Consider the following 22,472-nt stretch of genomic DNA (forward strand, 5'->3'; position numbering starts at 1 on the left):
TTTGTCGAACGTCCACAATTCCCCTGACGGTTCTTCGTCCCTGTCCCCACGGGCGGTGGGAGCCGTCCACAAGAGAGAGTGTGAGGGTGCTCGTACTCGTCGCTCCCGGCCAAGGCGCTCAGACGCCCGGCTTCCTGACTCCCTGGCTCGACCTCCCCGGTGCCGCCGACCGCGTCGCCGCGTGGTCCGACGCCATCGGGCTCGACCTCGTCCACTACGGCACCAAGGCCGACGAAGACGCGATCCGTGACACCGCGGTGGCGCAGCCACTGCTGGTCGCGGCCGGTCTGCTGTCCGCCGCCGCGCTCGGTGACGTCAACGGGGCCGGTGCCGTCGCCGGCCACAGCGTCGGCGAGATCACGGCGGCCGCGTTCGCCGGCGTCCTCGACGACACGGCCGCGCTCGGCTTCGTACGGACCCGGGGTCTGGCGATGGCCGAGGCCGCCGCGGTCACCGAGACCGGTATGTCGGCGCTGCTCGGCGGTGAGCCGGAGGTCACCGTCCCGCACCTGGAGAAGCTGGGCCTGACCCCGGCGAACGTCAACGGCGCCGGCCAGATCGTCGCCGCCGGCACCATGGAGCAGCTCGCGGCGCTGGAGGCGGACAAGCCCGAGGGCGTACGCCGCGTGGTGCCGCTCAAGGTCGCCGGCGCGTTCCACACGCACCACATGGCGCCCGCGGTCGCGACGCTCCAGAAGGCCGCCGACGGCCTCACGGTCGCCGACCCCACGGTGACGTACGTCTCGAACAAGGACGGGCAGCCCGTCGCCACGGGCGCCGATGTCGTCGCCCGCCTGGTGGGCCAGGTCGCCAACCCCGTCCGCTGGGACCTGTGCATGGAAACGTTCCAGCGGCTGGGCGCGACCGCCCTGATCGAGGTGTGCCCCGGCGGCACGCTCACCGGTATCGCCAAGCGCGCCCTGAAGGGTGTCAAGACGGTCGCCCTGAAGACGCCGGACGACCTCGAGGCGGCCCGTGCGCTCATCGCCGAGCACACGACGCCCGCCGTCTGACAAGGAGCCGTAGAGCATGGCGAAGATCAAGCCCAGCCAGGGCGCCCCGTACGCGCGCATCATGGGTGTGGGCGGCTACCGGCCCACCCGTGTGGTGCCGAACGAGGTGATCCTGGAGACGATCGACTCGTCCGACGAGTGGATCCGCTCGCGCTCCGGCATCGCCACCCGCCACTGGGCCTCCCCCGAGGAGACCGTGACCGCGATGTCGGTCGAGGCGGCCGGCAAGGCCATCGCGGACGCCGGGGTCACGCCCGAGCAGATCGGTGGCGTGATCGTCTCCACCGTGTCGCACTTCAAGCAGACCCCCGCCGTCGCCACCGAGATCGCGGACAAGATCGGCGCGAACAAGCCGGCCGCGTTCGACATCTCGGCGGGCTGCGCCGGCTTCGGCTACGGCCTGACCCTCGCCAAGGGCATGGTGGTGGAGGGTTCCGCGGAGTACGTGCTCGTCATCGGCGTCGAGCGGCTCAGCGACCTGACCGACCTGGAGGACCGGGCGACGGCCTTCCTGTTCGGTGACGGCGCGGGCGCCGTCGTCGTCGGCCCCGCCAAGGAGCCGGCGATCGGCCCCACCGTGTGGGGTTCCGAGGGCGACAAGTCCGAGACCATCAAGCAGACCGTCGCCTGGACCGACTACCGGGACGGCACGGTCGAGAAGTTCCCCGCCATCACGCAGGAGGGCCAGGCGGTGTTCCGCTGGGCCGTCTTCGAGATGGCGAAGGTCGCCCAGCAGGCCCTGGACGCGGCCGGTATCTCGGCGGCCGACCTGGACGTCTTCATTCCGCACCAGGCGAACATGCGGATCATCGACTCGATGGTGAAGACCCTCAAGCTGCCGGAGCACGTCACGGTCGCCCGCGACGTGGAGACGACCGGCAACACCTCGGCCGCCTCGATTCCGCTCGCGATGGAGCGGCTCCTGGCGACCGGTCAGGCGAAGAGCGGTGACACCGCGCTCGTCATCGGCTTCGGGGCGGGTCTCGTGTACGCCGCGACGGTCGTTACCCTCCCCTAGGCACCGTTCGGGTCCCTCCGGACGGTCAGCCTCAAAAACCCTCTGAGAAACACCTCTGAGATACACACCGAAGGAGCGCCACATGGCCGCCACTCAGGAAGAGATCGTCGCCGGTCTCGCCGACATCGTGAACGAGATCGCCGGCATCCCGGTCGAGGACGTCCAGCTGGACAAGTCCTTCACCGACGACCTGGACGTCGACTCGCTCTCCATGGTCGAGGTCGTCGTCGCCGCCGAAGAGCGCTTCGACGTCAAGATCCCCGACGAGGACGTCAAGAACCTCAAGACGGTCGGCGACGCTGCCGACTACATCCTGAAGCACCAGGGCTGATCGGATCGCCACCCGGCGGTGGCGCCGCATTCCCCGCATACCTCATACACGTGGAGAAAGAATTCCTGTGAACTCGACCAATCGCACCGTGGTCGTCACCGGTATCGGCGCAACCACACCGCTGGGTGGCGACTCCGCCGCGACCTGGGAAGGTCTGCTGGCGGGACGCTCCGGCGTCAAGCCCCTGGACGACGCCCGCTACGCCGACATGCCCGTCCGCATCGCGGCCCCCGTGGCCGTCGACCCGGCCGAGGTCCTGCCGCGCCCGCTGGCGCGCAAGCTGGACCGCTCGGCGCAGTTCGCCGTGATCGCGGCCCGCGAGGCGTGGGCGGACGCGGGCTTCACCGCCCCGGCGGGCGAGGACGCGTCCATCGAGCCCGAGCGGCTCGGCACCGTCATCGCCTCCGGCATCGGCGGCGTGACGACCCTGCTGGACCAGTACGACGTGCTGAAGGAGAAGGGCGTACGCCGCGTCTCCCCGCACACCGTGCCGATGCTGATGCCCAACAGCCCCTCCGCCAACGTCGGGCTGGAGGTGAACGCCCGCGCGGGCGTCCACACCCCGGTCTCGGCGTGCGCGTCGGGCGCCGAGGCGATCGGCTACGCCATCGAGATGATCCGCACCGGCCGTGCCGACGTGGTCGTCGCGGGCGGCACCGAGGCGGCGATCCACCCGCTGCCGGTCGCCGCGTTCGCCAACATGATGGCGATGTCCAAGAACAACGACGAGCCGGAGAAGGCCTCGCGCCCCTACGACAAGGCCCGGGACGGCTTCGTCCTCGGCGAGGGCGCCGGTGTCGTCATCCTGGAGTCCGCCGAGCACGCCGCCGCGCGAGGCGCGAAGGTCTACTGCGAGGCGCTCGGCCAGGGCCTGTCGGCCGACAGCCACCACATCGCCCAGCCGGAGCCGACGGGACGCGGTATCGCCGCCGCCCTGCAGAACCTGCTGGACACCACCGACCTGAAGCCGGCCGAGGTCGTGCACCTCAACGCCCACGCCACGTCCACCCCGCAGGGTGACGTCGCGGAGGTCAAGGCGCTGCGCAAGGTGCTCGGCGAGGAGCTGGACCACGTGGCGGTCTCGGCGACCAAGTCGATGACGGGCCACCTGCTGGGCGGCGCGGGCGGTATCGAGACCGTCGCCACGGTGCTGGCCCTCCACCACCGCACGGCCCCGCCGACGATCAACGTCGACGACCTGGACGAGGAGGTCGACGCGGACATCGTGCGCGGCGAGCCGCGTGCGCTGCCCGAGGGCACGATCGCCGCGATCAACAACTCGTTCGGCTTCGGTGGCCACAACGTGGTGCTGGCGTTCCGCACGGTGTGACCTCGCGGTGCGACCTCGCGGTCGGCGACCGTGGACATGATGCTGGGCCCGCCCCTTGGAGGGGTGGGCCCAGCATCATGTTCGGGGAACGGGTAAGGGGGCCGGTGCCGCACCTTCGACGCGGCAGCATCGCGCCGCGGTGGCCACGAGGCCGGTGGGTGGTGGGCGGGGCCCTCCGGGCTCGACTCTCCCTCAGAGGGGGGATTCCCGCAGGGCGGGCGGCCCTCTCATCCGAGATCGGAACCGTGACCAGAGCCCCAACCCCTCCGGGGACGACCCTGCAAGGCCCCGCCCGCGCCGTGGGGCGGTGCGGCGCGTGGGTGGGTCGGGGAAAGCTCCAGGCGCGGACGCGGGGCCGGTGCGGGCCTCAGCCGGGTCCGCCGGACGGAGTCCGGCGCAGCGCTCCGAAGCTGTGAGGCCCCCTGGGGCCGGGCAGTGCGAGGGGCGCGTGAAGAATCAGACGACCTGGTGGAGCCAGCGGACCGGGGCGCCTTCGCCGGCGTAGCGGAAGGGTTCGAGTTCGTCGTCCCAGGGCTTGCCCAGCAGCTTGGCGATCTCGGCCTCCAGCTGGGTCTCGCCCCGGGCGGCGCGGGCGAGGGCGGCGCGGAGGCGGTCCTCGGGGATCAGGATGTCGCCGTGGATGCCGGTGACCGCGTGGAAGATGCCCAGCTCGGGCGTGGCGCTGTAGCGCTCGCCCTCGGCGGTGGAGCAGGGCTCGGCGGTAACCTCGAAGCGGAGCATCTGCCAGCCGCGCAGCGCGGAGGCCAGCTTGGAGGCGGTGCCCGGTTCGCCCTGCCAGGAGAACTCCGCTCTCCAGGTGCCCGGGGAGGCCGGCTGCCTGATCCAGTCGAGCTGGACCCGCGCACCGAGCACGCCCGCCACCGCCCATTCGACGTGCGGGCACAGCGCGCGCGGTGCGGAGTGTACGTACAGGACTCCACGTGTCGTCACCGGGACCTCCAGTGTGGGACGAGGTTCGCCTTTCCCAGCGGCCTCAGTAAACAGCATCGGGAGTGAAACTCCGCAAAAGGGACAGCATGTGACGTGATGTAATTTACCGGAGCCGGCTGGCGAAGGCGCCTGACGGTTCGACGGGGAAAAGCTACCGTGCGCCGGGGCGCTTGGGATGACGTACGGTCTGCCCGGGGGACGTTGACACCAAGCTTTCACTCGCCAGGACGCCGACGAAAGGGCTACGGGATGCCCGACAGCCGACGGGGCCGTATACGAACTCTCGCCGTGTGGACGGCGGCTGCCGCCCTGCTCTCGGGCGCGGCGCTCACCGGGTGCGAGGCGGAGCCGGCGCGCGGGCCGGGCGCGGCGCCGCGCGCCTCCGTGAGCCCCGCGCCAAGGCCCACCCCCGCGTGGGACCGCAGCCCCGCGTCGGTCGCGGCGGTCGGCGATTCGATCACGCGCGGTTTCGACGCGTGCGGGCTGCTGGCCGACTGCCCGGAGGTGTCCTGGGCGACCGGCGCCGACGCACGGGTGAACAGCCTCGCGCGGCGCCTCCTGGGCCCGTCGGCGCTGCCCGCCCGCAGCTGGAACCTGGCCCGGTCCGGGGCGCGGGTGGCGGAACTGCCGAGCCAGATGGCGAAGGCCGCCGCGAAGAAGCCGGGTCTGGTGACCGTGATGGTCGGCGCGAACGACGCCTGCCGGGACAGCGCCGAGCTGATGACGCCGGTGGCCGACTTCCGTGGCGCGTTCGAGGAGGCGTTGCGGGAGCTGCGCGAGGTGTCGCCGAAGAGCCAGGTGTACGTGGCGAGCGTGCCGGACCTGAAACGGCTCTGGTCGACCGGGCGGGGCAGCGCGCTCGGCAAGGAGGTGTGGAAGCTGGGCGTCTGCGCGTCGATGCTCGGTGACGCCGACGACCTGGGCGTGGCGGCCGGAGAGCGGCGCGAGGAGGTGTACGAGCGGGTGGTGGCGTACAACGAGGTGCTCCGTGACGTGTGTGCGGAGGACCGGCTGTGCCGGTACGACGGCGGGGCGGTGTTCGGCCACCGGTTCACGGGCGCGCAGCTCAGCCGCTGGGACTGGTTCCATCCGAGCAGGAACGGCCAGGAGCGGCTGGCGGAGATCGCGTACCGCATCATCACCGCATGAGAACGCGATGTGAACCGGGCGGCCGGCTGGCCGACGGTACGACGGTCCACCGCTGGGTCCTGGAACGGGGCGGCACGCGGGTGGGGGTGCTGACGTACGGCGGCATCGTGCAGTCGGTGGAGGTGCCCGGCCGGGACGGTGCCGTCGCGAACGTGGTGCTGGGGTACGGCTCCCCCGCCGGGTACGAGGCCGATCCGGGGCCGTACTTCGGGGCGCTGGTGGGGCGGTACGCCAACCGGATAGCGGGCGGGTCGTTCACGCTGGACGGGCGGACCCACCGGCTGGCCCGCAACGGCGGCCCGAACAGCCTGCACGGCGGCGAGCGCGGGTTCGACAAGCGGGTGTGGGACGCCGAGCCGGTCGACGGCGGGGTGCGGCTGTCGCGGGTCAGCCCGGACGGCGAGGAGGGCTTCCCCGGGCGGCTGGAGGTCTCCGCCACGTACACCCTGGACGCGGAGGGGGCGCTGCGGATCGCGTACGAGGCGGTCACGGACGCGCCGACGGTCGTGGCGCTGACGAACCACACGTACTGGAACCTGGGCGGCGCGCACGAGATGCGGCTCGCAGCCGGGCACTTCACGCCCCTGGACGACGCCGCGATCCCGACCGGCGAGATCGCGAAGGTGGACGGCACCCGGCTGGACTTCCGGACGCCGCGCCCGGTGGGCACGGGCCTGGACCACAACTTCGTCCTGGACCGTGGCGTGGACGGCCCGGCGGCCGAGCTGTACTCGCCGGTCAGTGGACGTCTCCTGACGGTCCGTACGACCGAGCCGGGGCTCCAGGTGTACGCGCCGGACCACCTCGACGGCGTCGCCCTGGAGACCCAGGCGTTCCCCGACTCCCCGAACCGGCCGCGGTTCCCGAGTACGGTCCTGCGGCCGGGCGAGGTGTACGCGTCGGAGACCGTGTACGCGTTCGGGGTTCGCTAGTCCGTTCCGTCGACCGTGAGCGTGGCGCGCAGGCGGGTGTCGGTGAGCGAGCGGCCCGCCTGGATCTCGTACGCACCGGGGATCGCCGTCCACGCGCCGGTCTCCTCGTCCCAGATCTCGAACGCCCGCCTGGGGAGCCGGATCTCGGCCTCGGCGGTCTCGCCTGGGCCGGCCTCGACGCCCGCGAACCCCGCCAGCCAGCGGGACGGGCGCTCCACCCGGTCGTCCACGGGTGCGACGTACAGCTGGACGGTCTCGCGGCCGGGGCGGGAGCCGGTGTTGCGGACGCGGACGGTGGCGCCCTCCGGGGACAGCTCCAGGGCCTCGTACTCCCAGGTGGTGTAGCCGAGGCCGTGCCCGAAGGGGTACGCGGGGGTGGTGCCGTCCCGGTCCCAGGCGCGGTAGCCGGTGAAGAGGCCCTCGGCGTAGTGGAGTTCACCGTCCGTGGGGGTGACCTCGGTGACCGGTGCGTCGGCGAGGGTGGCCGGCCAGGTGGTGGGCAGGCGGCCGCCGGGTTCTTCGGCGCCCGTGAGGACGTCGGCGAGCGCGGCGCCGCCCTCCTGGCCGGGGAACCAGCTCAGCAGCACGGCGGCGACGTCGTCACGCCAGGGCATCTCGACCGGGGAGCCGGCGTTGACGACCACGACGGTGTTGGGGTTGGCGGCGGCGACGGCCCGTACGAGGTCGTCCTGGCGGCCGGGCAGCCTCAGGTCGGCGCGGTCGAAGCCCTCGGACTCGACGCGCTCGGTGGTGGCGACCACGACGATCGCGGTGTCGGCGGCGCGGGCGGCCTCGGCTGCCTCGGCGATCAGCTCGTCGGGGTCGCGGCGCGGCCCGAGGTGGACGAAGGAGAACATCACACCCGGCAGCGGCGCCGCGTGCTCCTGGTCGAGCGGGTGGAACAGGGACACCTCCACCGGGACGTCCTTGGTCAGGGCGACCTTGCCGCGTTCCAGCGGGGCGCCGAAGAACGCCTCGAACGGGTCGGCCTCGTCGCCCATCTCCTGGACGCCGTCGTAGAGGGTCTCGCCCGCGACGGTGAGGGTGAAGGCGCCCAGTCCGCGCGTGCCGAAGGCGTGCTCGCCGCTCTCGCGGGGCGTGAAGGTGCCGGTGATCTCGATGCTGTGCAGCGTGTCGTAGGTGACGCCCTCGGGCAGGTCGTCGCCGATCCACTGGACCTGGCCGTTGGGCAGCGAGCCCGCGCCGAGGACGGTGCCGTCGGCGTCGCGGCAGACGGCGCGCAGCTCGAAGCCCTGGCCGGCGGGGGCGAGCTCGTCGCTGGGGTCGGCGCCGATCGCGTAGGTCAGCGCGCCGGAGGGGAGGGCGGCGGTGAGGCCGTCGAGCGGGGAGACCGTGTGGTCGGGGAAGACCTGGGCGGAGCCGCCGCCGAGGACGCGGGCGTCGCGGGCGGCGGCGCCGAGGAGGGCGACGGTGCCGCCCGGCACCAGGGGGAGGGCGCCTTCGTTCCGTACGAGGACGAAGGAGCGGCGGGCGACCTCGCGGGCGAGGGCGTCGCCGTCCAGGGGCGCCGGGAGCGCGGTGACGACGGGCTCGGCACCCTCCAGGGCGCCGACGCGGGCGGCGAGGCACAGGACGTTGCGTACGGCCGCGTCGACGGCCGTCTCGTCGACCTCGCCCGCCCGGACGGCGGCGGCGAGGGCCTCGCCGTACACGGTGCGGGGGCCGGGCATGGCGACGTCCAGGCCGCCCTCGATGGCGCGCTTGGTGTCGCGGGCGGCCATCCAGTCGGAGACGTTGAAGCCGTCGAAGCCCCACTCGCCGCGCAGCACCTCGTTCACCAGGTGGTGGTGCTCGGTCATGGTGGCGCCGTTGACCTGGTTGTACGCGGTCATGATGCCCCAGGGGCGGGCGTTCTTGACGATGGCCTCGAAGGGGGCGAGGTAGAGCTCCCGCAGGGGGCGCGGGGCGACGACGTTGTTCACGGTGAAGCGGTCGGTCTCGGCGTCGTTGGCGACGAAGTGCTTGACGGTGGTGCCGACGCCGCCGTCCTGGACGCCGAGGACGTAGCCGGTGCCGATCTCGCCGGTGAGGTACGGGTCCTCGCTGTACGCCTCGAAGTGGCGGCCGCCGAGGGGTGAGCGGTGCAGGTTGACGGTGGGGGCGAGGAGGACGTGGACGCCCTTGCGACGGGCCTCCTGGGCGAGGAGCCGGCCGGCGCGGCGGGCGAGGGCGGGGTCCCAGGTGGCGGCGAGCGCGGTGGGGGACGGCAGGGCGATGGACGGGTCGTCGGCGGTCCAGCGCACCCCGCGTACGCCGATCGGGCCGTCGGACATGACCAGCGACGTCAGGCCGATCTCGGGGAGGGCCGGCAGCGACCACATGTCCTGGCCGGCCAGGAGGCGGGTCTTGGCGTCGAGGTCGAGCTTGCCGAGTGCCGCCTCGACGACCTGCTCGGACCAGCTACCGGTCGCGTCTGTCACTGTCGTACCTCCATGTCGGCGTGCGTGCGGTACACCCCATGGTGCGCCCACTACCTGTAGTGCGGTAGGTTTCGTTATCTTTCCGTTACCTGAGGAACGGAGTACGAGGATGGCAGCGGCCAGGGCCAGGAGTGAGGAACGGCGTGCGGAGATCGTGCGCGCGGCCCTCGAAGTGATCGCCGAGCGCGGCTACCGGGGCGCGTCGCTCGGCGCGGTCGCCGAGCGGGTCGGCCTGACCCAGCAGGGACTCCTGCACCACTTCCCCACCAAGGAGGCGCTGCTCGTCGCGGTCCTGGAGGAGCGCGACCAGTGGGACACGGGCGGGAGCGGTGCGCGCGAAGGCTGGCGGCCCGACCTGCTGGTCTCGCTCGTCGAGTACAACGCGATGCGGCCGGGCATCGTGCAGACCTTCTCGGCGCTGCTCGGCGAGAGCGTGACGGAGGATCACCCGGCGCGGGACTTCTTCACCCGCCGGTACGCCCAGGTGCGGGCCGAGATGGCGAGCGCCCTGCGGGCGGAGTACGGCGACCGGCTGCCCGGCGGGCTGACGCCGGAACAGGCGGCGCCGCTGGTGACGGCCGTGATGGACGGGCTCCAGTACCAGTGGCTGCTGGATCAGGACGCGGTGGACATGCCGGCCGCTTTCCGGGACTTCCTGCGGCTGTTGGGGGCGCGGTAGCGTTCCGGCACCCCTACGGAAGGCTGCGCCTGTGTCACGAATACGGTCGCGTACGACGCTCGTTGCCGCGCTCGCCGCGCTGACGGTCTCCACGGCTCCGGCCACCCACGCGGCGCCGCCCGCGGAGCCCACCGTCGAGGAGGCCCGCCTCGACCGGGCCGTACCGCGGGAGATCCTCACACGCAGCGGATTCGGCACGGTGGCACCCGAGTTCGCCGACGCGCTGACCGGGGCCGGGTCGTACGCGGCGGCCGAGCGGGCCGTCGTACGGCACGCCTCGCGGCTGTGGCAGCGGGCGGTGGACCGGGCGCAGGGGCGGGGGCCGGCGCGGGGTGACCTGAGCCGGGACGACGACCGGCCCTTGTACTGGGCGCGGCTGGCCATGACCCGCGAACTGCGCGCCTGGGAGCCGGACTTCGCACTGTCGCCGGAGGCGCGAGCGCGGCTGCTGGACCGGCTGGAGACCTCCTCGCGCGGCCAGGACGCCATCCGTTACCCCTCGGGCAAGGGCGTCAAGCGGGTGCTGATGACCGGGTTCGACCCGTTCACACTGGACCGGGACGTCCGGATCAGCAACCCGTCGGGCGCGGCGGCGCTGGCGCTGGACGGGACGCTGATCCGGACGGCCGACGGGGAGCTCGCCCGGGTGGAGACGGCGGTGTTCCCGGTGCGATGGGCCGACTTCGCGGACGGCGAGGTGGAGCGGACCCTGGCGCCGCACCTGCCGCGCGTGGACGCCTTCACGACGGTGAGCCAGGGACGGGTGGGCCGCTTCGACATCGAGCGCTTCAACGGGGCCTGGCGCGGCGGGTTCGGCGACAACCAGAACGTGTCCGAGCGTGGCCTCGTACCGGTCGCCGACCCGGCGTCGCAGCCGCAGTGGACGGCGACGACACTCCCGTACGCGAAGATCGTCGCGGCGGACACGGGCCCGTTCCCGGTGTACGACAACACGTCGGTGACCGAGATCCCGGCGGGCGGCACGGCCCCGGTGGTCCGCCCCGACGGCCCGACGCCGGGCTCGGCGGCCCGCGCGGGCGGCGGCGGGGACTACCTGTCCAACGAGATCGCGTACCGCGCCACACTGCTGCGCGGCCGGCTGGGCCTGGTGGACCTGCCGGGCGGGCATGTGCACACGCCGGTGCTGCGGTTCGGCGCGGGGAACACGGACGCGGTGACGGACCCGGAGTTCCTGCGCAACCGGGCGGACATCACCGCCCAGGTCAGGGCCGTCATCGCGGTGGCGGCGTCCGGCACGTAGGTCAGCGGACGGCGGCCAGGATGTGGCTGTGGCCGTACTGCCAGACCACGCCCACCTGCGCGAACCCGGCCTCGCGCAGCAGGTCCAGGTGGCTGGAGATGGTCAGGTCGTTGCCCTCGCAGCGCGGGTGCCGGTGGCCCCCGCGCCGGCCGAGGAAGCGGGCCAGCTCCGGGTCGGAGGCGGCGCCCGACCACCAGGACTGCCAGTCGTCGTGGCTGAACGTCAGGTGCCGCTCGGCGTGGCGGCGGCCGATGTCGACGGCCAGCTCGGACACCTTCGGGGAGTCCGGGCTGATGTGGTCGCCGTTGACGAGGACGCCGCCCGGGCGCAGCCGCCCGGCCAGGTCGCGGTAGACCTCGTACAGGGTGCGGCGGTCCAGGTAGTGCAGGGCCGTCGTGGACACGGCCGCGTCCACCGGGCGGTCCAGGGCGAGGGCGTCGAGCCAGCCCGGCTCGCCGATCATCGCCTCGACGTAACGGAGGGCGGAACCGTAGTACGTGCTGCCCAGCTCCAGCAGGAGCGGGTCGCCGTCGACGGCCAGCACCTCGGCGCCCGGGAGGCGGCCGGCCAGCCGCGCCGCCAGGGAGCCCGGCCCGCTCCCCAGGTCGAGGACGAGCGGTGGCCCGGACTGGCCGCGCGTCACATGCTCGACCACGTCCGCGATGACGGTGAAGCTCTCCTCGCGGTCGACCGCGTACCGCTGTTGCTGGTCCTCCCAGCGCTCCACCCATCGCGCGGCCGTCACCGCGTTCACACCCATAGCCACCCGTGTCCCTCCGCACCACGTGCCCCGCTTCTGCTATTGAAAATCATTGCAGATTAGCGAGCGCGGTGAGGAGCCTTTCGATCTCTTCGGGTGTGTTGTGCACATGGAGACTGACGCGTACGGAGCCGTCCCTCTCGCCTCTCCCGGCCTGGCAGTGTCCGTCGGAGCGCACCATGAACCCGTGGCTGAAGAGGATGAAGCCCAGGTCGTGGGCGTCGATCGCCCGGTGCCGGAAGGTGACCAGGCTCCGGCGCCGCTGCACGTCGGAGTCGGCCGCCAGGCTGGTGCGGCAGCCCAGGACCTCGTAGGTGTCCGCCATGCGGCTGAGCCCGTCCGTCAGGAGGGAGGTGAGCGCCACGGTCCAGCGCTCCATCCGGTCGGTCCCGGCGGCGTCCAGCCAGTCCAGGGCCGCCACGAGCGAGGCGATGCCGACCGTGTTGGGGGTGCCCTGCCACCCGCCGGGCCGGAAGTCGGGACCGCGCCGCCGGCGGGCCCACACCGCGCCCGTGCCCGGCAGGGCGAGCGCCTTGTGGCCGGAGAACACCACGAAGTCCACGTCCAGGCCGGCCACCGACACCGGCAGGTGCCCCACGCTCTGCGCGGCGTCCAGGCAGATCGGTACGTCCGGCCCGACGGCCCGGCGGATCCGGTGCACGTTCATGTCGCCGCCGTACACGTGGTGGACGTGCGTGGCGGCCACGAAACGGGTGCGCGGACCGACGATGGCGGCGAGCGCGGCCGGGTCGTAGTCGCCGGAGGACGCCTGGTACGGCAGCTCCCGGACCCGGATGCCGACACCCTGGCGGGCCAGCAGCTCCTGGGCCTCCAGCCACGGCGACAGGTTCGCCTGGTGGTCGTGGAACGGGACGACGATCTCGTCCCCGCCGGCCAGCAGCTGTGGCAGCCAGTCCCGCGCGACCGTGCGCAGCCCCTCCGTCGTCCCGCTGGTGAAGTGCACGGCCGACTGGTCCGGATCCGGATCGCCCAGGAACCGCTTGACCCGCTCGCGGGCGTCCTCCACCAGCGCGGTGGTGGCGTTGGCCCAGGGGTAGGAGCCCCGGCCCGCGTTGGCGTTGGAGGTGGTCAGGTAGTGCTGTACGGCGTCCAGCACGGCCCGCGGCTTCTGCGCGGTGGCCGCGCTGTCCAGGTACGCCAGGTCCGGGTGGCCGACGACGATGGGGAACTGGGCGCGCAGCGCCCGCTGCCAGGTCCCCAGCTCCTTGACGGCGTCCGCCACCTCAGTCACGCACCAGCGGCGCGCCCGCGTCCCGCCAGGCGACGATGCCCCCGGCCAGGCTGCGGACGTCGGGGTGGCCCATGCGCGTCAGCAGGGCGGCGTACCGGGCCGACTTCTCCCCCACCGGGCACGCCAGCAGCACCGGCTGCCGCTTGCCGAAGGGCAGGCCGCCCCGCAGGAGTTCGTCGAACAGCTCGTCGACGATGCTGACCGAGCCGTCGATGTGCAGCGCCGCGTACGCGAACGGGCCGCGCAGGTCGATCACCAGCGGGCGCTCCTCGGCGATCCACTTCTGGGCCTCGGCGACGTCGATGACGGTGGCCGTGCGGGCCTCGGTGTCGGTGAGCGTGGCCACCGAGTTCTTCACCGGCGGCCGCCCCAGCAGCTCGGGGCGGCGCTCGCGTACGTACCCGAGATAGCTCTCCACCCGGTCGCAGACGATGAAGACGGCCGTCCGGCGCTCCGTCAGCTCCGCGTCGAGCGGCCGGAGGTGGCGTACCGCGCCGTAGTACGCGGCTCCGCCGGTCGGGCCGGCGAGCAGGCCGCAGCGGCGCAGCAGGGTCACCATCCCGTCGATGGCCTCGTCGGCGCTCACCGCCTCGATCGTGTCGTACGTCGCCGGGTCGAACAGGCCGACCTCCTGCACCTCGTCGGCGGTGCGGATGCCGGGAATGAAGTCGCTCTTCCCGCCGACGAGCCCGACGACGTTCACCGACGGGTCGTGGGCGCGCAGTGCCCTGGCGACGCCGGTGGACGATCCGGCGGTGCCCACGCAGGCGATGAACCAGTCCGGGGCCCGGCCGTCCAGGTCGGCGATGATCTCCGGGCCGGTGCCGGAGGCGTGGGCCTCGGTGTTGCGGGCGTTGAAGTACTGGTCGGTGTGGAAGTGGGCGCTGCCGGGCCGGTTCAGCCGCTGGTGGAAGAGGGTCAGCGGGTCGTCGGTGTCGGTGGGGTCGAGGCACTCGGACCGCCCCGGCAGCTCCTCGATCTCGGCGCCCAGCAGGAGGAGCAGGTCCTTGATCTCGGGGATGCGCATCCGGTTGGTGACGCTCTTGAACGGCAGTCCGTGCAGGCCCGCGATGAGGGCGAGGGCCTTGGCGGTGTTGCCGCTGGACAGTTCGACGACCGTCTCGCCGCGCTCCTTGGCGGCGGCGAGGCCCCCGCGGGCCATGTTCCACGCGGCCCGGTCCTTCAGGGAGCCGAAGGGGTTGAGCATCTCCAGCTTGGCGTAGAGGTCGATGCTGCGCAGACCGTGTACGTCGGGGTCGATGCGCACCAGCGGGGTGTTGCCGATGGCGTCGGTGATGCTGTCGTACCTCATGTGCGCTGTCCCCCCGGTCGTGTGATCGGCCAGTACTGCTCGTCGAGGCACCAGTGCCAGGACTCCCCTTCCCGGTGAACGGCGACTTTGCGGGCGACGGGCTGCCGCTGGGCGTGGGTGGCGCCGAAGTCCATGCAGTAGCCGGCCGTGTTGGGGAAGGCGAGGAGGTCGCCGGGGCGCGGCAGCCGGGGCAGGTGGACGGCGCGGCGGGTGATCAGGTCGGCCTCCAGGCAGAGGTTGCCCATGAGGTACACGGCCGCCCCGTCCCCACGGGCCGGCGTGCCGTCGCGGGGCAGGAGGACGGGGTCCATGAGGACGCCGTGGTCCTCCAGGCCGACGTCGCCGGCGTTCATCGCCAGGCGCACCAGGTGGCCGCCCGAGCCCGTGCCCATGCCTGAGCCCGTGTCCGGGCCTGTGTCCGGGCCCGTGTCCGTGTGCCGTACGTCCAGCACCCTGCCGAGGGTGAGCCCGCACTGGTCCACGAGCGCCCGGCCGGGCTCGACGTACAGGTCGTGGAGGCTCTCCAGGAGCAGGGTGCCCAGGGGGCGGCCGCCCAGGGCCGGGGCGGGGCGCGACAGCAGCGCGTCGAGGTAGTCGGCGCCGGCGAGCGGGCGGTGGGCCGGGTAGAGGCTCAGGGAGCCCTTGAGGGTGCCGCTCTCCATGCGGAGCCCGTAGCCGTGGCCGCCCCAGGTCATGGGCGGGCGGCGGCCCATGACCGCGTGGGTGAGCTCGGTGGTGTAGCGGGCCCACTGCTCGGCGTGGGCCAGGTAGCTGATGCCGAAGCCGCCTCCGACGTCGACGGCGCGCGGGGAGAAGCCGCGTGCCCGCATCTCCTCCATGGCGCGCAGGCACCCTTCGAGCGCCGTCGCCTTCTCGTCCAGGCTGGTGGTGTCGAGGTGGTAACCGACGCCGATCGGCTCCACCGCGTCCCGGTGCCGGTCGACGGTGTCGAGCAGGTCCTTCAGGGACCGCGCCGGGGTGCCGAAGCGGCTGCGGCGGGACAGCAGGGTGGTGCCGGACGTCTCGAACTCGGACAGCCGCAGCACGGCACGCAGACGCGGCAGGTCGTACGCGCGGACGAGAGCGGCGGCCTGTTCCACCTCATCCGGCCCGTCGGCGTTGACGACCGCCCCGGTGCGGGCGGCCAGCCACAGGAACTCCGGGTCCTTGGGCCCGGTCGTCATGATCCGGTCGCCGGTCCAGCCGGACGCGAGGGCGTGCTGCAGCTCGCCGAGCGACGCGGCGTCCAGGGCGGCGTCCGTGGTGACGAGCCGCCGGACCAGCGCGCTGGAGCGGTTCGCCTTGTGCGCGAAGAAGATCCGGCCGGTGAGCCGGTGGTGGCGGAAGACGGAGCGGAAGCGTTCCACGTTCCGCGCGATCTGGTCCGGCAGCACGATGTTGAGGGGCGAGCCCAGCGCGTCCACCAGGGCGTGCAGGAACGGGCCGCCCGACTCCAGGAGGGCGGCCGACCGCCGCTCCAGTCGCGGTTCCAGGTACAACGGCTCTCCGGCCGTACCCGCTGCGTTGATCCCAGCCGTGTTCCTGGCCGTGTTCGTCCCAGCCGTGCTCATCCCAGCTGTTCCTCCCGCGAGGAATGCCGACCGGCGCCGTCGTCGTCCCGCTCTTTATGCCCAACTTTCCCCGACGGGATGGCCTTGCGGAACGAGACGGCCGGATTCAGCCGTCGCGGGCCGTCACGTCACGCCCAGGGTGATCCCCAGGCCCATCAGCGTCGCGCCGATGGCGCGATTGAGGGTCTTCTGGGCGCGCAGCATCGACGTACGCAGCCGTGAGTGGGAGAAGAAGAGCGCGACCAGGCCGAACCAGAGAAGGTGGGCGAGGGACATGAACAGGCCGTAGGCGCCCTGCTGCCAGCGGGCCGTGTCGGGGCCGACGACCTGGGTGAAGGTGGAGACCACGAACAGCGTGGTCTTGGGGTTCAGTACGTTCGTCAGGAAGCCGGTGCGCAGCGCGCCCCACCGGGACAGGGTCTGCTTGCTCTCCAGGTCGACCGTCACGTCCGCGCGGGAGAAGAACGTCCGCAGGCCGATGTAGACGAGATAGGCCGCGCCGACCAGCTTGATCGCCGTGAACAGCGCGGTGTTCGCGGCGATCAGCAGGCCCACACCCAGCATCGTGTACGTGACGTGGACGAGTACGCCCGCCGCGACTCCCGCGGCGGCGAAGAGGCCGGTCGTACGGCCGTAGAGGTAGCTGTTGCGTACGACCATCGCGAAGTCGGCGCCCGGGCTGATGACCGCGAGGACCGTGATGACGGCCACGGCGAACAGCTCAGGCATACGGGGCGCTCCCCGCCTTGCGGTCCACCTCCACGGGCGGCTCCTGCGGTGCCTCCAGGTCGCGGACCATCAGCGTCGCGCCCGCGACGGCGCCCGGCATCAGGAAGACGGCGACGAACGGCACCAGGAAGGCGAGGGTCAGCGGGACGCCGAAGCCCAGCGTGAGCATGCGGCGGCCTCGCAGCATCGCGAGGCGCTCCTTGAGCTCGACGCGGCGCCGCTGGAGCGCCACCGCCGTGAGTTCCTCCGCCAGGAAGAAGCCGGAGACGCAGAAGCCGAGCACGGGGACGACGGTCTGGCCGACGACGGGGATGAAGCCGAGCGCGAAGAGGACGATCCCGTACAGCGCGACGCGTACGAGGATGCGCACGCTGTCGCGGGCGGAGATCCACAGTTCGCGCCAGAGCGGCAGCCCGGACCGGGGCACGTCGCCGCCCTCGGTGCGGTCGACCTCTTCGGAGAGCGACTCGTAGAAGGGCTGTCCGACCAGGAGGGTCACGGCGGTGAAGGTGACCACGGCCAGGAACAGGCCGAAGGCGAAGAGCAGCGCGGTCAGGAAGCCGCGGAAGACGCCCTGCCAGGGCGAGGACCAGTCGTCCGCGAAGGGCGTCGCCCACGCGGTCAGGTCGTCAGCGCCGTACGCCAGACCGACCAGCGCACCCGCGTACAGCACCAGGGTGACCAGGCCGGGCAGCAGCCCGAACCCGAACCACCGGCCGTGCCGGCCGACCCAGCGCTGGCCCTTCATCAGATAACCGAAGCCCACCCCGAGATCACGCATGGGGTCACCCTATCGGGGCACGGCGGGGAATTTCACGGGCCGGTGGGCTGCTTGATCATCCGAGACGACCATGGATACGAGGGAGCGCGGATGTCGGACCAGCAGGCCGTTCAGGGGACCGTCGCCGAGGGTTTTGAGGTGGTCCGGGAGGAATTCGCCGCCGTGGCGGCCGGAGAGAGACCCGACCATTCGGCACAGTTGACCGCGTACATACATGGGCGGAAGGTCGTCGACCTGTGGGCGGGGCCCGACACGGACGGCGACACCCTGTACGCGGTCTACTCCTCCACGAAGGGCGCCGCGCACCTGGTGGTGGCGCTGCTCGTGCAGGACGGGACGCTGGATTTGGACCGGGAGGTGGCGCACTACTGGCCGGAGTTCGCCGCGGGCGGCAAGGGCGCGGTGACGCTGCGCGAGCTGCTGGCCCACCGCGCGGGCGTGGTCGGCGCGGACGACGGCTTCACCTCCGAGGAGCTGGCCGACGACCGGATGATCGCCGCGCGGCTGGCGGGGCAGCGGCCGTACTGGCGCCCCGGCGCGGCCTTCGGCTACCACGCGTACGTCATCGGGGCGCTGACCGGTGAGGTGGTGTTCCGGGCGACCGGGCGGACGCTGCACGAGCTGTACGAGGAGCGGATCCGCGCCCCCTACGCGCTGGACTTCCACCTGGGGCTGCCGGAGGAGCACGAGCCGCGTTTCCGCTCGGTGCGGCCGATGGACCCGACGCCGGAGCAGCAGGCGGAGATCGACTCGTGGGCGGTGCCGGACGTGCCGGGCACGCTGATGTCGATCGCGTTCAACCGCAACGGTGAGCAGCCCACCGACATCGAGACGGTGCTGAACTCGCGGCCGGTGCGCGCCAAGGGGCCGGCCTCGTACGGCGGTGTGGCGTCGGCGCGCGGGCTGGCCGGGATGTACGCGGCGGCGATCAGCGGGACGGACGGGCGGGCGCCGCTGCTGAAGCCGGACACGGCGGCGCGGTTCGCCCAGGTCCACTCGGTGGGCCACGACCTGGTGTCGGGGCAGCACAAGTCGTTCGGGCTGGGCTTCCAGGACATGACGTCCCTGTACCCGTTCCTGGGCATCGGATCGTTCGGCCACAGCGGGGCGAGCGGCTCGCAGGCGTTCGCGGATCCGCGGTCGGGCCTGGCGTACGGGTACACGCGCCGCCGGTACGCCTTCCCGGGCGGCGCGGCGCCGGAGAACGTCCGCCTGGCGCGGGCGGTGCATGCGGCGGCGCGGGCGCTGCAGCGGTGATACGGCCGGAGGGCCGCACCCTGGGCGGGTGCGGCCCTCCGGCACACGTACGGACGCGTACGCGGGCGCGTGATCAGGCGACGTCGAGGTCGACCGTGATGTTGCCACGGGTGGCCTTGGAGTACGGGCAGACCTGGTGGGCCTTCTCGATGAGCTCCTTGGCGGTGGCGGCGCTCACGTTCGGGATCTTCGCCGAGATCTTGACGATGATGCCGAAGCCCTCGGCGTTCTTGCCGATACCGACCTCGGCGGTGACCGTCGAGCCGGAGATGTCGGCGCCCTCCTGGCGGGCGACGACACCGAGCGCGCCCTGGAAGCAGGCGCTGTAACCGGCGGCGAACAGCTGCTCGGGGTTGGTGCCCTCGCCGGACCCGCCCATCTCCTTGGGCGGGTTCACGACGACGTCGAGCTTGCCGTCGTTGGTGGCGACGCGGCCGTCACGCCCGTTCTCGGCGGTGGCGACGGCGGTGTACAGGACGTCGGACTGCTGGATCGACATGTAGAGGTTTCCTCCTGTGATGCGCCGCGACTCGCGCCCACGATCGCGGCGGGCTGGAGGTGAGCCTATCGGGTGAGCGAGACGATCATCTTTCCGGTGTTCTCGCCGCGCAGCATGCCCAGGAACGCCTCGACGCCGTTCTCCATGCCCTCGACGACGGTCTCCTTGTACTTGAGCTCGCCGGAGGCCAGCCAGCCGGCGACCTCCTTGACGAACTGCGGCTGGAGGGCGGCGTGGTCGCCCACCAGCATGCCCTGCAGGCGCAGCCGCTTGCCGATGACCAGGGCGAGGTTGCGCGGGGCGGGGGTCGGCTCGGTGCTGTTGTACTGGGCGATCATGCCGCAGATGGTGGCGCGGCCGTGCACGTTGAAGGAGGAGATCGCGGCCTCCAGGTGCTCGCCGCCGACGTTGTCGAAGTAGACGTCGATGCCGTCCGGGGCGGCTTCCTTGAGCTGGGCGGAGACGGGGCCGTTCTTGTAGTTGAAGGCGGCGTCGAAGCCGTACTCCTCGGTGAGGAGCGCGACCTTCTCGTCCGAGCCGGCCGAGCCGATGACCCGGGAGGCGCCCTTGAGCTTCGCCATCTGGCCGACCTGGCTGCCGACCGCACCGGCCGCGCCGGAGACGAAGACGACGTCGCCCTCCTTGAAGGACGCGACGTCGAAGAGCCCGGCGTAGGCGGTGAGGCCGGTCATGCCGAGGACGCCGAGGTAGGCGGAGAGGGGGGCGAGGGAGGCGTCGACCTTGGTGGCGTGCTTGGCGTTGACGTCGGCGTACTCGCGCCAGCCGAGGCCGTGCAGGACGTGGTCGCCGACCGCGAAGCCCTCGGCGTTCGAGGCGATGACCTCACCGACGGCGCCGCCGTCCATGGGGTGGTCGAGCTGGAACGGGGGTACGTAGGACTTCACGTCGTTCATCCGGCCGCGCATGTACGGGTCGACCGAGAAGTGCAGGTTGCGGACGAGGATCCGGCCCTCGGCCGGCTCGGCGACGGGCGCCTCACGGAGGGCGAAGTCCTCGGGCTTGGGCCAGCCGTGCGGGCGGGCGACGAGGTGCCATTCGCGGCCGGACGCGGGAAGAGCGGACATGCGGCGTGCCTCCTGGATTTGCTCATACATTTACTTCACTACCTGAAACAACCATGCGCCTGGATATTTCAGGTTGTCAAGTAAGTGGGTATCCTGATCCACATGGCCAGCAGACGCACAGACCCGCTCACCCTCGAAGTGGTCGAGCTCATCGGCACGGTGGTGGCCCGCTACCACGAGGAGTACGAGCAGGCCGCCGCGCAGCACTCCCTGACCGGCGCACAGGCACGCGTCCTGGGGCTCCTCACTCTGGAGCCGACACCGATGCGCCGCATCGCGCAGTCGCTGCGGTGCGAGCCGTCGAACGTGACGGGCATCGTGGATCGCCTGGAGGCGCGCGGCCTGGTGGAACGCCGCCCGGACCCGGCGGACCGCCGGGTGAAGATCGCCGCGGCGACGGACGAGGGCCGCGCGACGGCCCGGCGCCTGCGGGAGGCCCTGGACTTCGCCCGCGAGCCGCTGGCCGCCCTCTCGGAGGAGGAACGGACGGCCCTGCGCGACCTGCTGCGCCGCATGCTGGGGGAGGCGTGACGGAACCCCGGACGGGGGCCTACACGCACCACCAGAGGAACCAGTCGCAGGACTCGGTCGGGGTCGGGTCCGGGGAGGGTTCCGAGGGAGGCGGATCGTTGGGGGCCGGCTCGTCGGGCGCCGGCTCGTCCGGATTGTCGGGATTGTCAGGTTTGCCGGGGTTGTCCGGAGGCGGGTCCGCCGGGGCGGAATCGTCCGGGGCCGGGGCGTCCGGCGCGCCCGGCTCCTCCGGGTCGCCCGACGGCCGCGGGGCCGAGGGACCGGTGCCCGGCTCGCCCGAGCGCGCGGAGGCGGACGTGCCGGGCACGCCCGACGGGGCGCCGGACTCCACCTCGCCGGCGCCCGGGCCGTCCTCGGGGCCGCCCGACGCGGAGGTCTCCGCCACCGGTTCGTCCACCGGGCTCGGGGCGTCCGGCCGGCCGGAACCCTCCGGCTGCTCGGGCGGCGGCTCCGGTAGGACCGCGTCCTCCTCCTGTACGGCGGTGGCGGCACCGTCCTCGCCGGGGTGCTCGATCGCCAGCTCGGCCAGGCTCAGCAGACCGGCCGCCAGGATCAGCGCCACCAGCCCGATCAGCAGCTTGCGCCCCCGCCGCTTGCGGGCCCTGCGCCCGGCCGGGCGGGACCGCCGGGAGGCGGGCTGCGCCCGGCGCTCCTGCCCACGCGCACGGCGAGGCCCCGCGGGCGGATGCTCCTCGTCCCGGTCCAGCTCGTAGACGTGGTCCGCCGCGGACACGTGCGCGTCGTCGTGCCGGAGCTCCTCGACAGGCGTACCGCACCCGGCACAGGCCAGGGCCCCGTTGAGGTGCCGCTGACACTGGTGGCAATAATCCATGGCGCCCGCAGAGTATGCGGCCCCCACACACCACAGGTACCCGCACCTGTGAGGATCCTGTGTGGAAACGGCCAACGCCCGGCGCGCCCGCTCGTTTCATGCGGAACGGGCAGGATGTCGGCATGAGAGCCTCCGGCACCCCCTCCGCCCCATTTGGCCCCCTGGACTTCCAGCTCGTCCTGCTGCGCCGGATGGCCGACCACCAGCCTGGCCTCGTCGAGGACGCCCGCCGCGAACTGGGCGTGTCGATCGCCGACATGCGGGAGGCCAACCGCCGCTGGCAGGCCATGACCCGTTCCCCCAGGTCCCGCGGCACGCTCGCCCGCTACCGCTCCGTGCTCGGCGAGCCCGCGTCCCGGGCCCGCCGCACCATCGGCGACCTGGAGTGCGACGCCCTGCTGTGGCCGGTGCCGCTCTGGCCCGGCCTCCGCTTCGAGGTGCTGGTGGCACCCGGGGGCGGCCCGGTGTGGAACGAGTGGCTCGTCCGGGCCCCCGGAGCGCCCGGCCCCGACCTGCGTACGGTCGCCGACCTGCGCCCCTGGAGCTGCACCGTCGACGAGGTGGCCCGCGCCTTCCCGCCGGCCCGCCCGCTGGAGGGCAGCGCACCCACCCGGTGGCGGCTGGCGTTCACGCCGCCCGACGGCGCGCCGGTCGTGGCGGAGTTCACCTGGGGGCTGCTCCAGCGCCTGCTGTAGGTGGCGCGCCAGGTAGCTCCTTCGGCCGCTGTCTGTCACCCCGTCAGCTCCCCCGGCGCGCGC

At 72.6% G+C, this 22,472-nt stretch carries 22 protein-coding genes; 11 read left to right on the forward strand and 11 right to left on the reverse strand.

Translation table 11 applies throughout. The annotated features are described in order from the left end of the window. The first annotated feature begins 86 nt into the window (after nucleotides 1-86). The 4 genes from BKD26_RS09030 (at nucleotide 87) to fabF (ending at nucleotide 3,692) form a co-directional block, all read left to right on the forward strand. Nucleotides 87-1,013, forward strand: a complete 927-nt coding sequence (locus tag BKD26_RS09030; protein WP_084897294.1) for an ACP S-malonyltransferase — start codon at nucleotides 87-89, stop codon at nucleotides 1,011-1,013. A gap of 16 nt (nucleotides 1,014-1,029) precedes the next feature. Continuing rightward, nucleotides 1,030-2,031, forward strand: coding sequence for a ketoacyl-ACP synthase III (locus BKD26_RS09035; protein ID WP_073751718.1), 1,002 nt, complete (start codon nucleotides 1,030-1,032; stop codon nucleotides 2,029-2,031). 82 nt (nucleotides 2,032-2,113) lie between these two features. Further along, a complete protein-coding gene (locus tag BKD26_RS09040) occupies nucleotides 2,114-2,362 on the forward strand; it encodes an acyl carrier protein (RefSeq protein ID WP_084897295.1) in 249 nt (82 codons plus the stop codon). A 67-nt stretch (nucleotides 2,363-2,429) separates the two neighbouring features. After that, nucleotides 2,430-3,692: a beta-ketoacyl-ACP synthase II gene (gene fabF / locus BKD26_RS09045; RefSeq protein ID WP_084897296.1), complete on the forward strand. Its 1,263-nt coding sequence runs from the start codon at nucleotides 2,430-2,432 to the stop codon at nucleotides 3,690-3,692. A 456-nt stretch (nucleotides 3,693-4,148) separates the two neighbouring features. On the opposite strand, the gene BKD26_RS09050 is transcribed toward fabF, so the two are convergent. Next, nucleotides 4,149-4,643, reverse strand: coding sequence for a DUF3145 domain-containing protein (locus tag BKD26_RS09050; protein WP_073751713.1), 495 nt, complete (start codon nucleotides 4,641-4,643; stop codon nucleotides 4,149-4,151). A gap of 249 nt (nucleotides 4,644-4,892) precedes the next feature. Here BKD26_RS09050 and BKD26_RS09055 point away from each other — a divergent pair, with 249 nt between their 5' ends. Together BKD26_RS09055 and BKD26_RS09060 are read left to right on the forward strand one after the other, a co-directional pair. Then, nucleotides 4,893-5,792, forward strand: a complete 900-nt coding sequence (locus BKD26_RS09055) for a GDSL-type esterase/lipase family protein (RefSeq protein ID WP_084897297.1) — start codon at nucleotides 4,893-4,895, stop codon at nucleotides 5,790-5,792. Continuing rightward, entirely contained in the window at nucleotides 5,789-6,724 is a 936-nt protein-coding gene (locus BKD26_RS09060) for an aldose epimerase family protein (protein ID WP_084897298.1), read from the forward strand. Before BKD26_RS09055 ends, BKD26_RS09060 begins: the two co-directional genes overlap by 4 nt. Here the strand turns inward: BKD26_RS09060 and BKD26_RS09065 are convergent. Then, entirely contained in the window at nucleotides 6,721-9,165 is a 2,445-nt protein-coding gene (locus BKD26_RS09065; protein ID WP_084897299.1) for a glycoside hydrolase family 3 C-terminal domain-containing protein, read from the reverse strand. The two genes, BKD26_RS09060 and BKD26_RS09065, sit on opposite strands and share 4 nt — an antisense overlap. Nucleotides 9,166-9,274: 109 nt before the next feature. Between BKD26_RS09065 and BKD26_RS09070 the strand changes: the two genes are divergently transcribed. Both BKD26_RS09070 and BKD26_RS09075 read left to right on the forward strand, forming a co-directional pair. Continuing rightward, nucleotides 9,275-9,844: a TetR/AcrR family transcriptional regulator gene (locus BKD26_RS09070; RefSeq protein WP_084897300.1), complete on the forward strand. Its 570-nt coding sequence runs from the start codon at nucleotides 9,275-9,277 to the stop codon at nucleotides 9,842-9,844. 31 nt (nucleotides 9,845-9,875) lie between these two features. Next, the gene (locus tag BKD26_RS09075; RefSeq protein ID WP_084897301.1) at nucleotides 9,876-11,105 is read left to right on the forward strand and encodes a pyroglutamyl peptidase; all 1,230 of its coding nucleotides are present in this window, start codon (nucleotides 9,876-9,878) and stop codon (nucleotides 11,103-11,105) included. A gap of 1 nt (nucleotide 11,106) precedes the next feature. Here the strand turns inward: BKD26_RS09075 and BKD26_RS09080 are convergent, their stop codons facing one another. The 6 genes from BKD26_RS09080 to BKD26_RS09105 form a co-directional block, all read right to left on the reverse strand. After that, a complete protein-coding gene (locus BKD26_RS09080) occupies nucleotides 11,107-11,865 on the reverse strand; it encodes a class I SAM-dependent methyltransferase (RefSeq protein ID WP_084897302.1) in 759 nt (252 codons plus the stop codon). Nucleotides 11,866-11,914: 49 nt separating this feature from the next. Beyond that, nucleotides 11,915-13,117: an aminotransferase class V-fold PLP-dependent enzyme gene (locus BKD26_RS09085; RefSeq protein WP_241518581.1), complete on the reverse strand. Its 1,203-nt coding sequence runs from the start codon at nucleotides 13,115-13,117 to the stop codon at nucleotides 11,915-11,917. After that, nucleotides 13,110-14,429 carry a pyridoxal-phosphate dependent enzyme gene (locus BKD26_RS09090; RefSeq protein ID WP_084897303.1) on the reverse strand — a complete coding sequence of 440 codons (1,320 nt, stop codon included), beginning with the start codon at nucleotides 14,427-14,429 and terminating at the stop codon, nucleotides 13,110-13,112. The genes BKD26_RS09085 and BKD26_RS09090 overlap by 8 nt, the downstream gene beginning before the upstream one ends. Further along, nucleotides 14,426-16,000, reverse strand: a complete 1,575-nt coding sequence (locus BKD26_RS09095) for a hypothetical protein (protein ID WP_084897304.1) — start codon at nucleotides 15,998-16,000, stop codon at nucleotides 14,426-14,428. The genes BKD26_RS09090 and BKD26_RS09095 overlap by 4 nt, the downstream gene beginning before the upstream one ends. Nucleotides 16,001-16,123: 123 nt before the next feature. Then, a complete protein-coding gene (locus tag BKD26_RS09100; RefSeq protein WP_084897305.1) occupies nucleotides 16,124-16,729 on the reverse strand; it encodes a LysE family transporter in 606 nt (201 codons plus the stop codon). Continuing rightward, a complete protein-coding gene (locus BKD26_RS09105; RefSeq protein ID WP_084897306.1) occupies nucleotides 16,722-17,510 on the reverse strand; it encodes an EI24 domain-containing protein in 789 nt (262 codons plus the stop codon). The genes BKD26_RS09100 and BKD26_RS09105 overlap by 8 nt, the downstream gene beginning before the upstream one ends. Nucleotides 17,511-17,600: 90 nt before the next feature. On the opposite strand from BKD26_RS09105, the gene BKD26_RS09110 reads away from it, so the two are divergent. Then, complete coding sequence (locus BKD26_RS09110) at nucleotides 17,601-18,767, forward strand: serine hydrolase domain-containing protein (RefSeq protein ID WP_084897307.1); 1,167 nt, start codon at nucleotides 17,601-17,603, stop codon at nucleotides 18,765-18,767. A gap of 73 nt (nucleotides 18,768-18,840) precedes the next feature. Here the strand turns inward: BKD26_RS09110 and BKD26_RS09115 are convergent, their stop codons facing one another. After that, complete coding sequence (locus tag BKD26_RS09115) at nucleotides 18,841-19,266, reverse strand: organic hydroperoxide resistance protein (protein ID WP_073751683.1); 426 nt, start codon at nucleotides 19,264-19,266, stop codon at nucleotides 18,841-18,843. Between the two features lie 65 nt (nucleotides 19,267-19,331). After that, entirely contained in the window at nucleotides 19,332-20,351 is a 1,020-nt protein-coding gene (locus BKD26_RS09120; protein ID WP_084897308.1) for an NADP-dependent oxidoreductase, read from the reverse strand. 102 nt (nucleotides 20,352-20,453) lie between these two features. Here BKD26_RS09120 and BKD26_RS09125 point away from each other — a divergent pair, with 102 nt between their 5' ends. Next, complete coding sequence (locus BKD26_RS09125) at nucleotides 20,454-20,882, forward strand: MarR family transcriptional regulator (RefSeq protein WP_084897403.1); 429 nt, start codon at nucleotides 20,454-20,456, stop codon at nucleotides 20,880-20,882. 19 nt (nucleotides 20,883-20,901) lie between these two features. Here the strand turns inward: BKD26_RS09125 and BKD26_RS09130 are convergent, their stop codons facing one another. Further along, entirely contained in the window at nucleotides 20,902-21,714 is an 813-nt protein-coding gene (locus BKD26_RS09130) for a hypothetical protein (protein ID WP_143662625.1), read from the reverse strand. 122 nt (nucleotides 21,715-21,836) lie between these two features. Here BKD26_RS09130 and BKD26_RS09135 point away from each other — a divergent pair, with 122 nt between their 5' ends. Then, on the forward strand, nucleotides 21,837-22,409 hold the full coding sequence (locus tag BKD26_RS09135) for a hypothetical protein (RefSeq protein WP_084897310.1): 573 nt from the start codon (nucleotides 21,837-21,839) through the stop codon (nucleotides 22,407-22,409). Nucleotides 22,410-22,472: the final 63 nt, after the last annotated feature.

This window comes from Streptomyces sp. CB03238 (genome assembly GCF_002099185.1).
GTDB lineage: Bacteria > Actinomycetota > Actinomycetes > Streptomycetales > Streptomycetaceae > Streptomyces.

Coding starts and splice junctions, on each gene's coding strand:
- BKD26_RS09100 (WP_084897305.1), bottom strand. CDS start 16,729: ATGCCTGAGCTGTTCGCCGTGGCCGTCATCACGGTCCTCGCGGTCATC.
- BKD26_RS09070 (WP_084897300.1), top strand. CDS start 9,275: ATGGCAGCGGCCAGGGCCAGGAGTGAGGAACGGCGTGCGGAGATCGTG.
- BKD26_RS09120 (WP_084897308.1), bottom strand. CDS start 20,351: ATGTCCGCTCTTCCCGCGTCCGGCCGCGAATGGCACCTCGTCGCCCGC.
- BKD26_RS09125 (WP_084897403.1), top strand. CDS start 20,454: ATGGCCAGCAGACGCACAGACCCGCTCACCCTCGAAGTGGTCGAGCTC.
- BKD26_RS09130 (WP_143662625.1), bottom strand. CDS start 21,714: ATGGATTATTGCCACCAGTGTCAGCGGCACCTCAACGGGGCCCTGGCC.
- BKD26_RS09105 (WP_084897306.1), bottom strand. CDS start 17,510: ATGCGTGATCTCGGGGTGGGCTTCGGTTATCTGATGAAGGGCCAGCGC.
- BKD26_RS09095 (WP_084897304.1), bottom strand. CDS start 16,000: ATGAGCACGGCTGGGACGAACACGGCCAGGAACACGGCTGGGATCAAC.
- BKD26_RS09110 (WP_084897307.1), top strand. CDS start 17,601: ATGTCGGACCAGCAGGCCGTTCAGGGGACCGTCGCCGAGGGTTTTGAG.
- BKD26_RS09060 (WP_084897298.1), top strand. CDS start 5,789: ATGAGAACGCGATGTGAACCGGGCGGCCGGCTGGCCGACGGTACGACG.
- BKD26_RS09090 (WP_084897303.1), bottom strand. CDS start 14,429: ATGAGGTACGACAGCATCACCGACGCCATCGGCAACACCCCGCTGGTG.
- BKD26_RS09040 (WP_084897295.1), top strand. CDS start 2,114: ATGGCCGCCACTCAGGAAGAGATCGTCGCCGGTCTCGCCGACATCGTG.
- BKD26_RS09055 (WP_084897297.1), top strand. CDS start 4,893: ATGCCCGACAGCCGACGGGGCCGTATACGAACTCTCGCCGTGTGGACG.
- BKD26_RS09080 (WP_084897302.1), bottom strand. CDS start 11,865: ATGGGTGTGAACGCGGTGACGGCCGCGCGATGGGTGGAGCGCTGGGAG.
- BKD26_RS09135 (WP_084897310.1), top strand. CDS start 21,837: ATGAGAGCCTCCGGCACCCCCTCCGCCCCATTTGGCCCCCTGGACTTC.
- BKD26_RS09035 (WP_073751718.1), top strand. CDS start 1,030: ATGGCGAAGATCAAGCCCAGCCAGGGCGCCCCGTACGCGCGCATCATG.
- BKD26_RS09115 (WP_073751683.1), bottom strand. CDS start 19,266: ATGTCGATCCAGCAGTCCGACGTCCTGTACACCGCCGTCGCCACCGCC.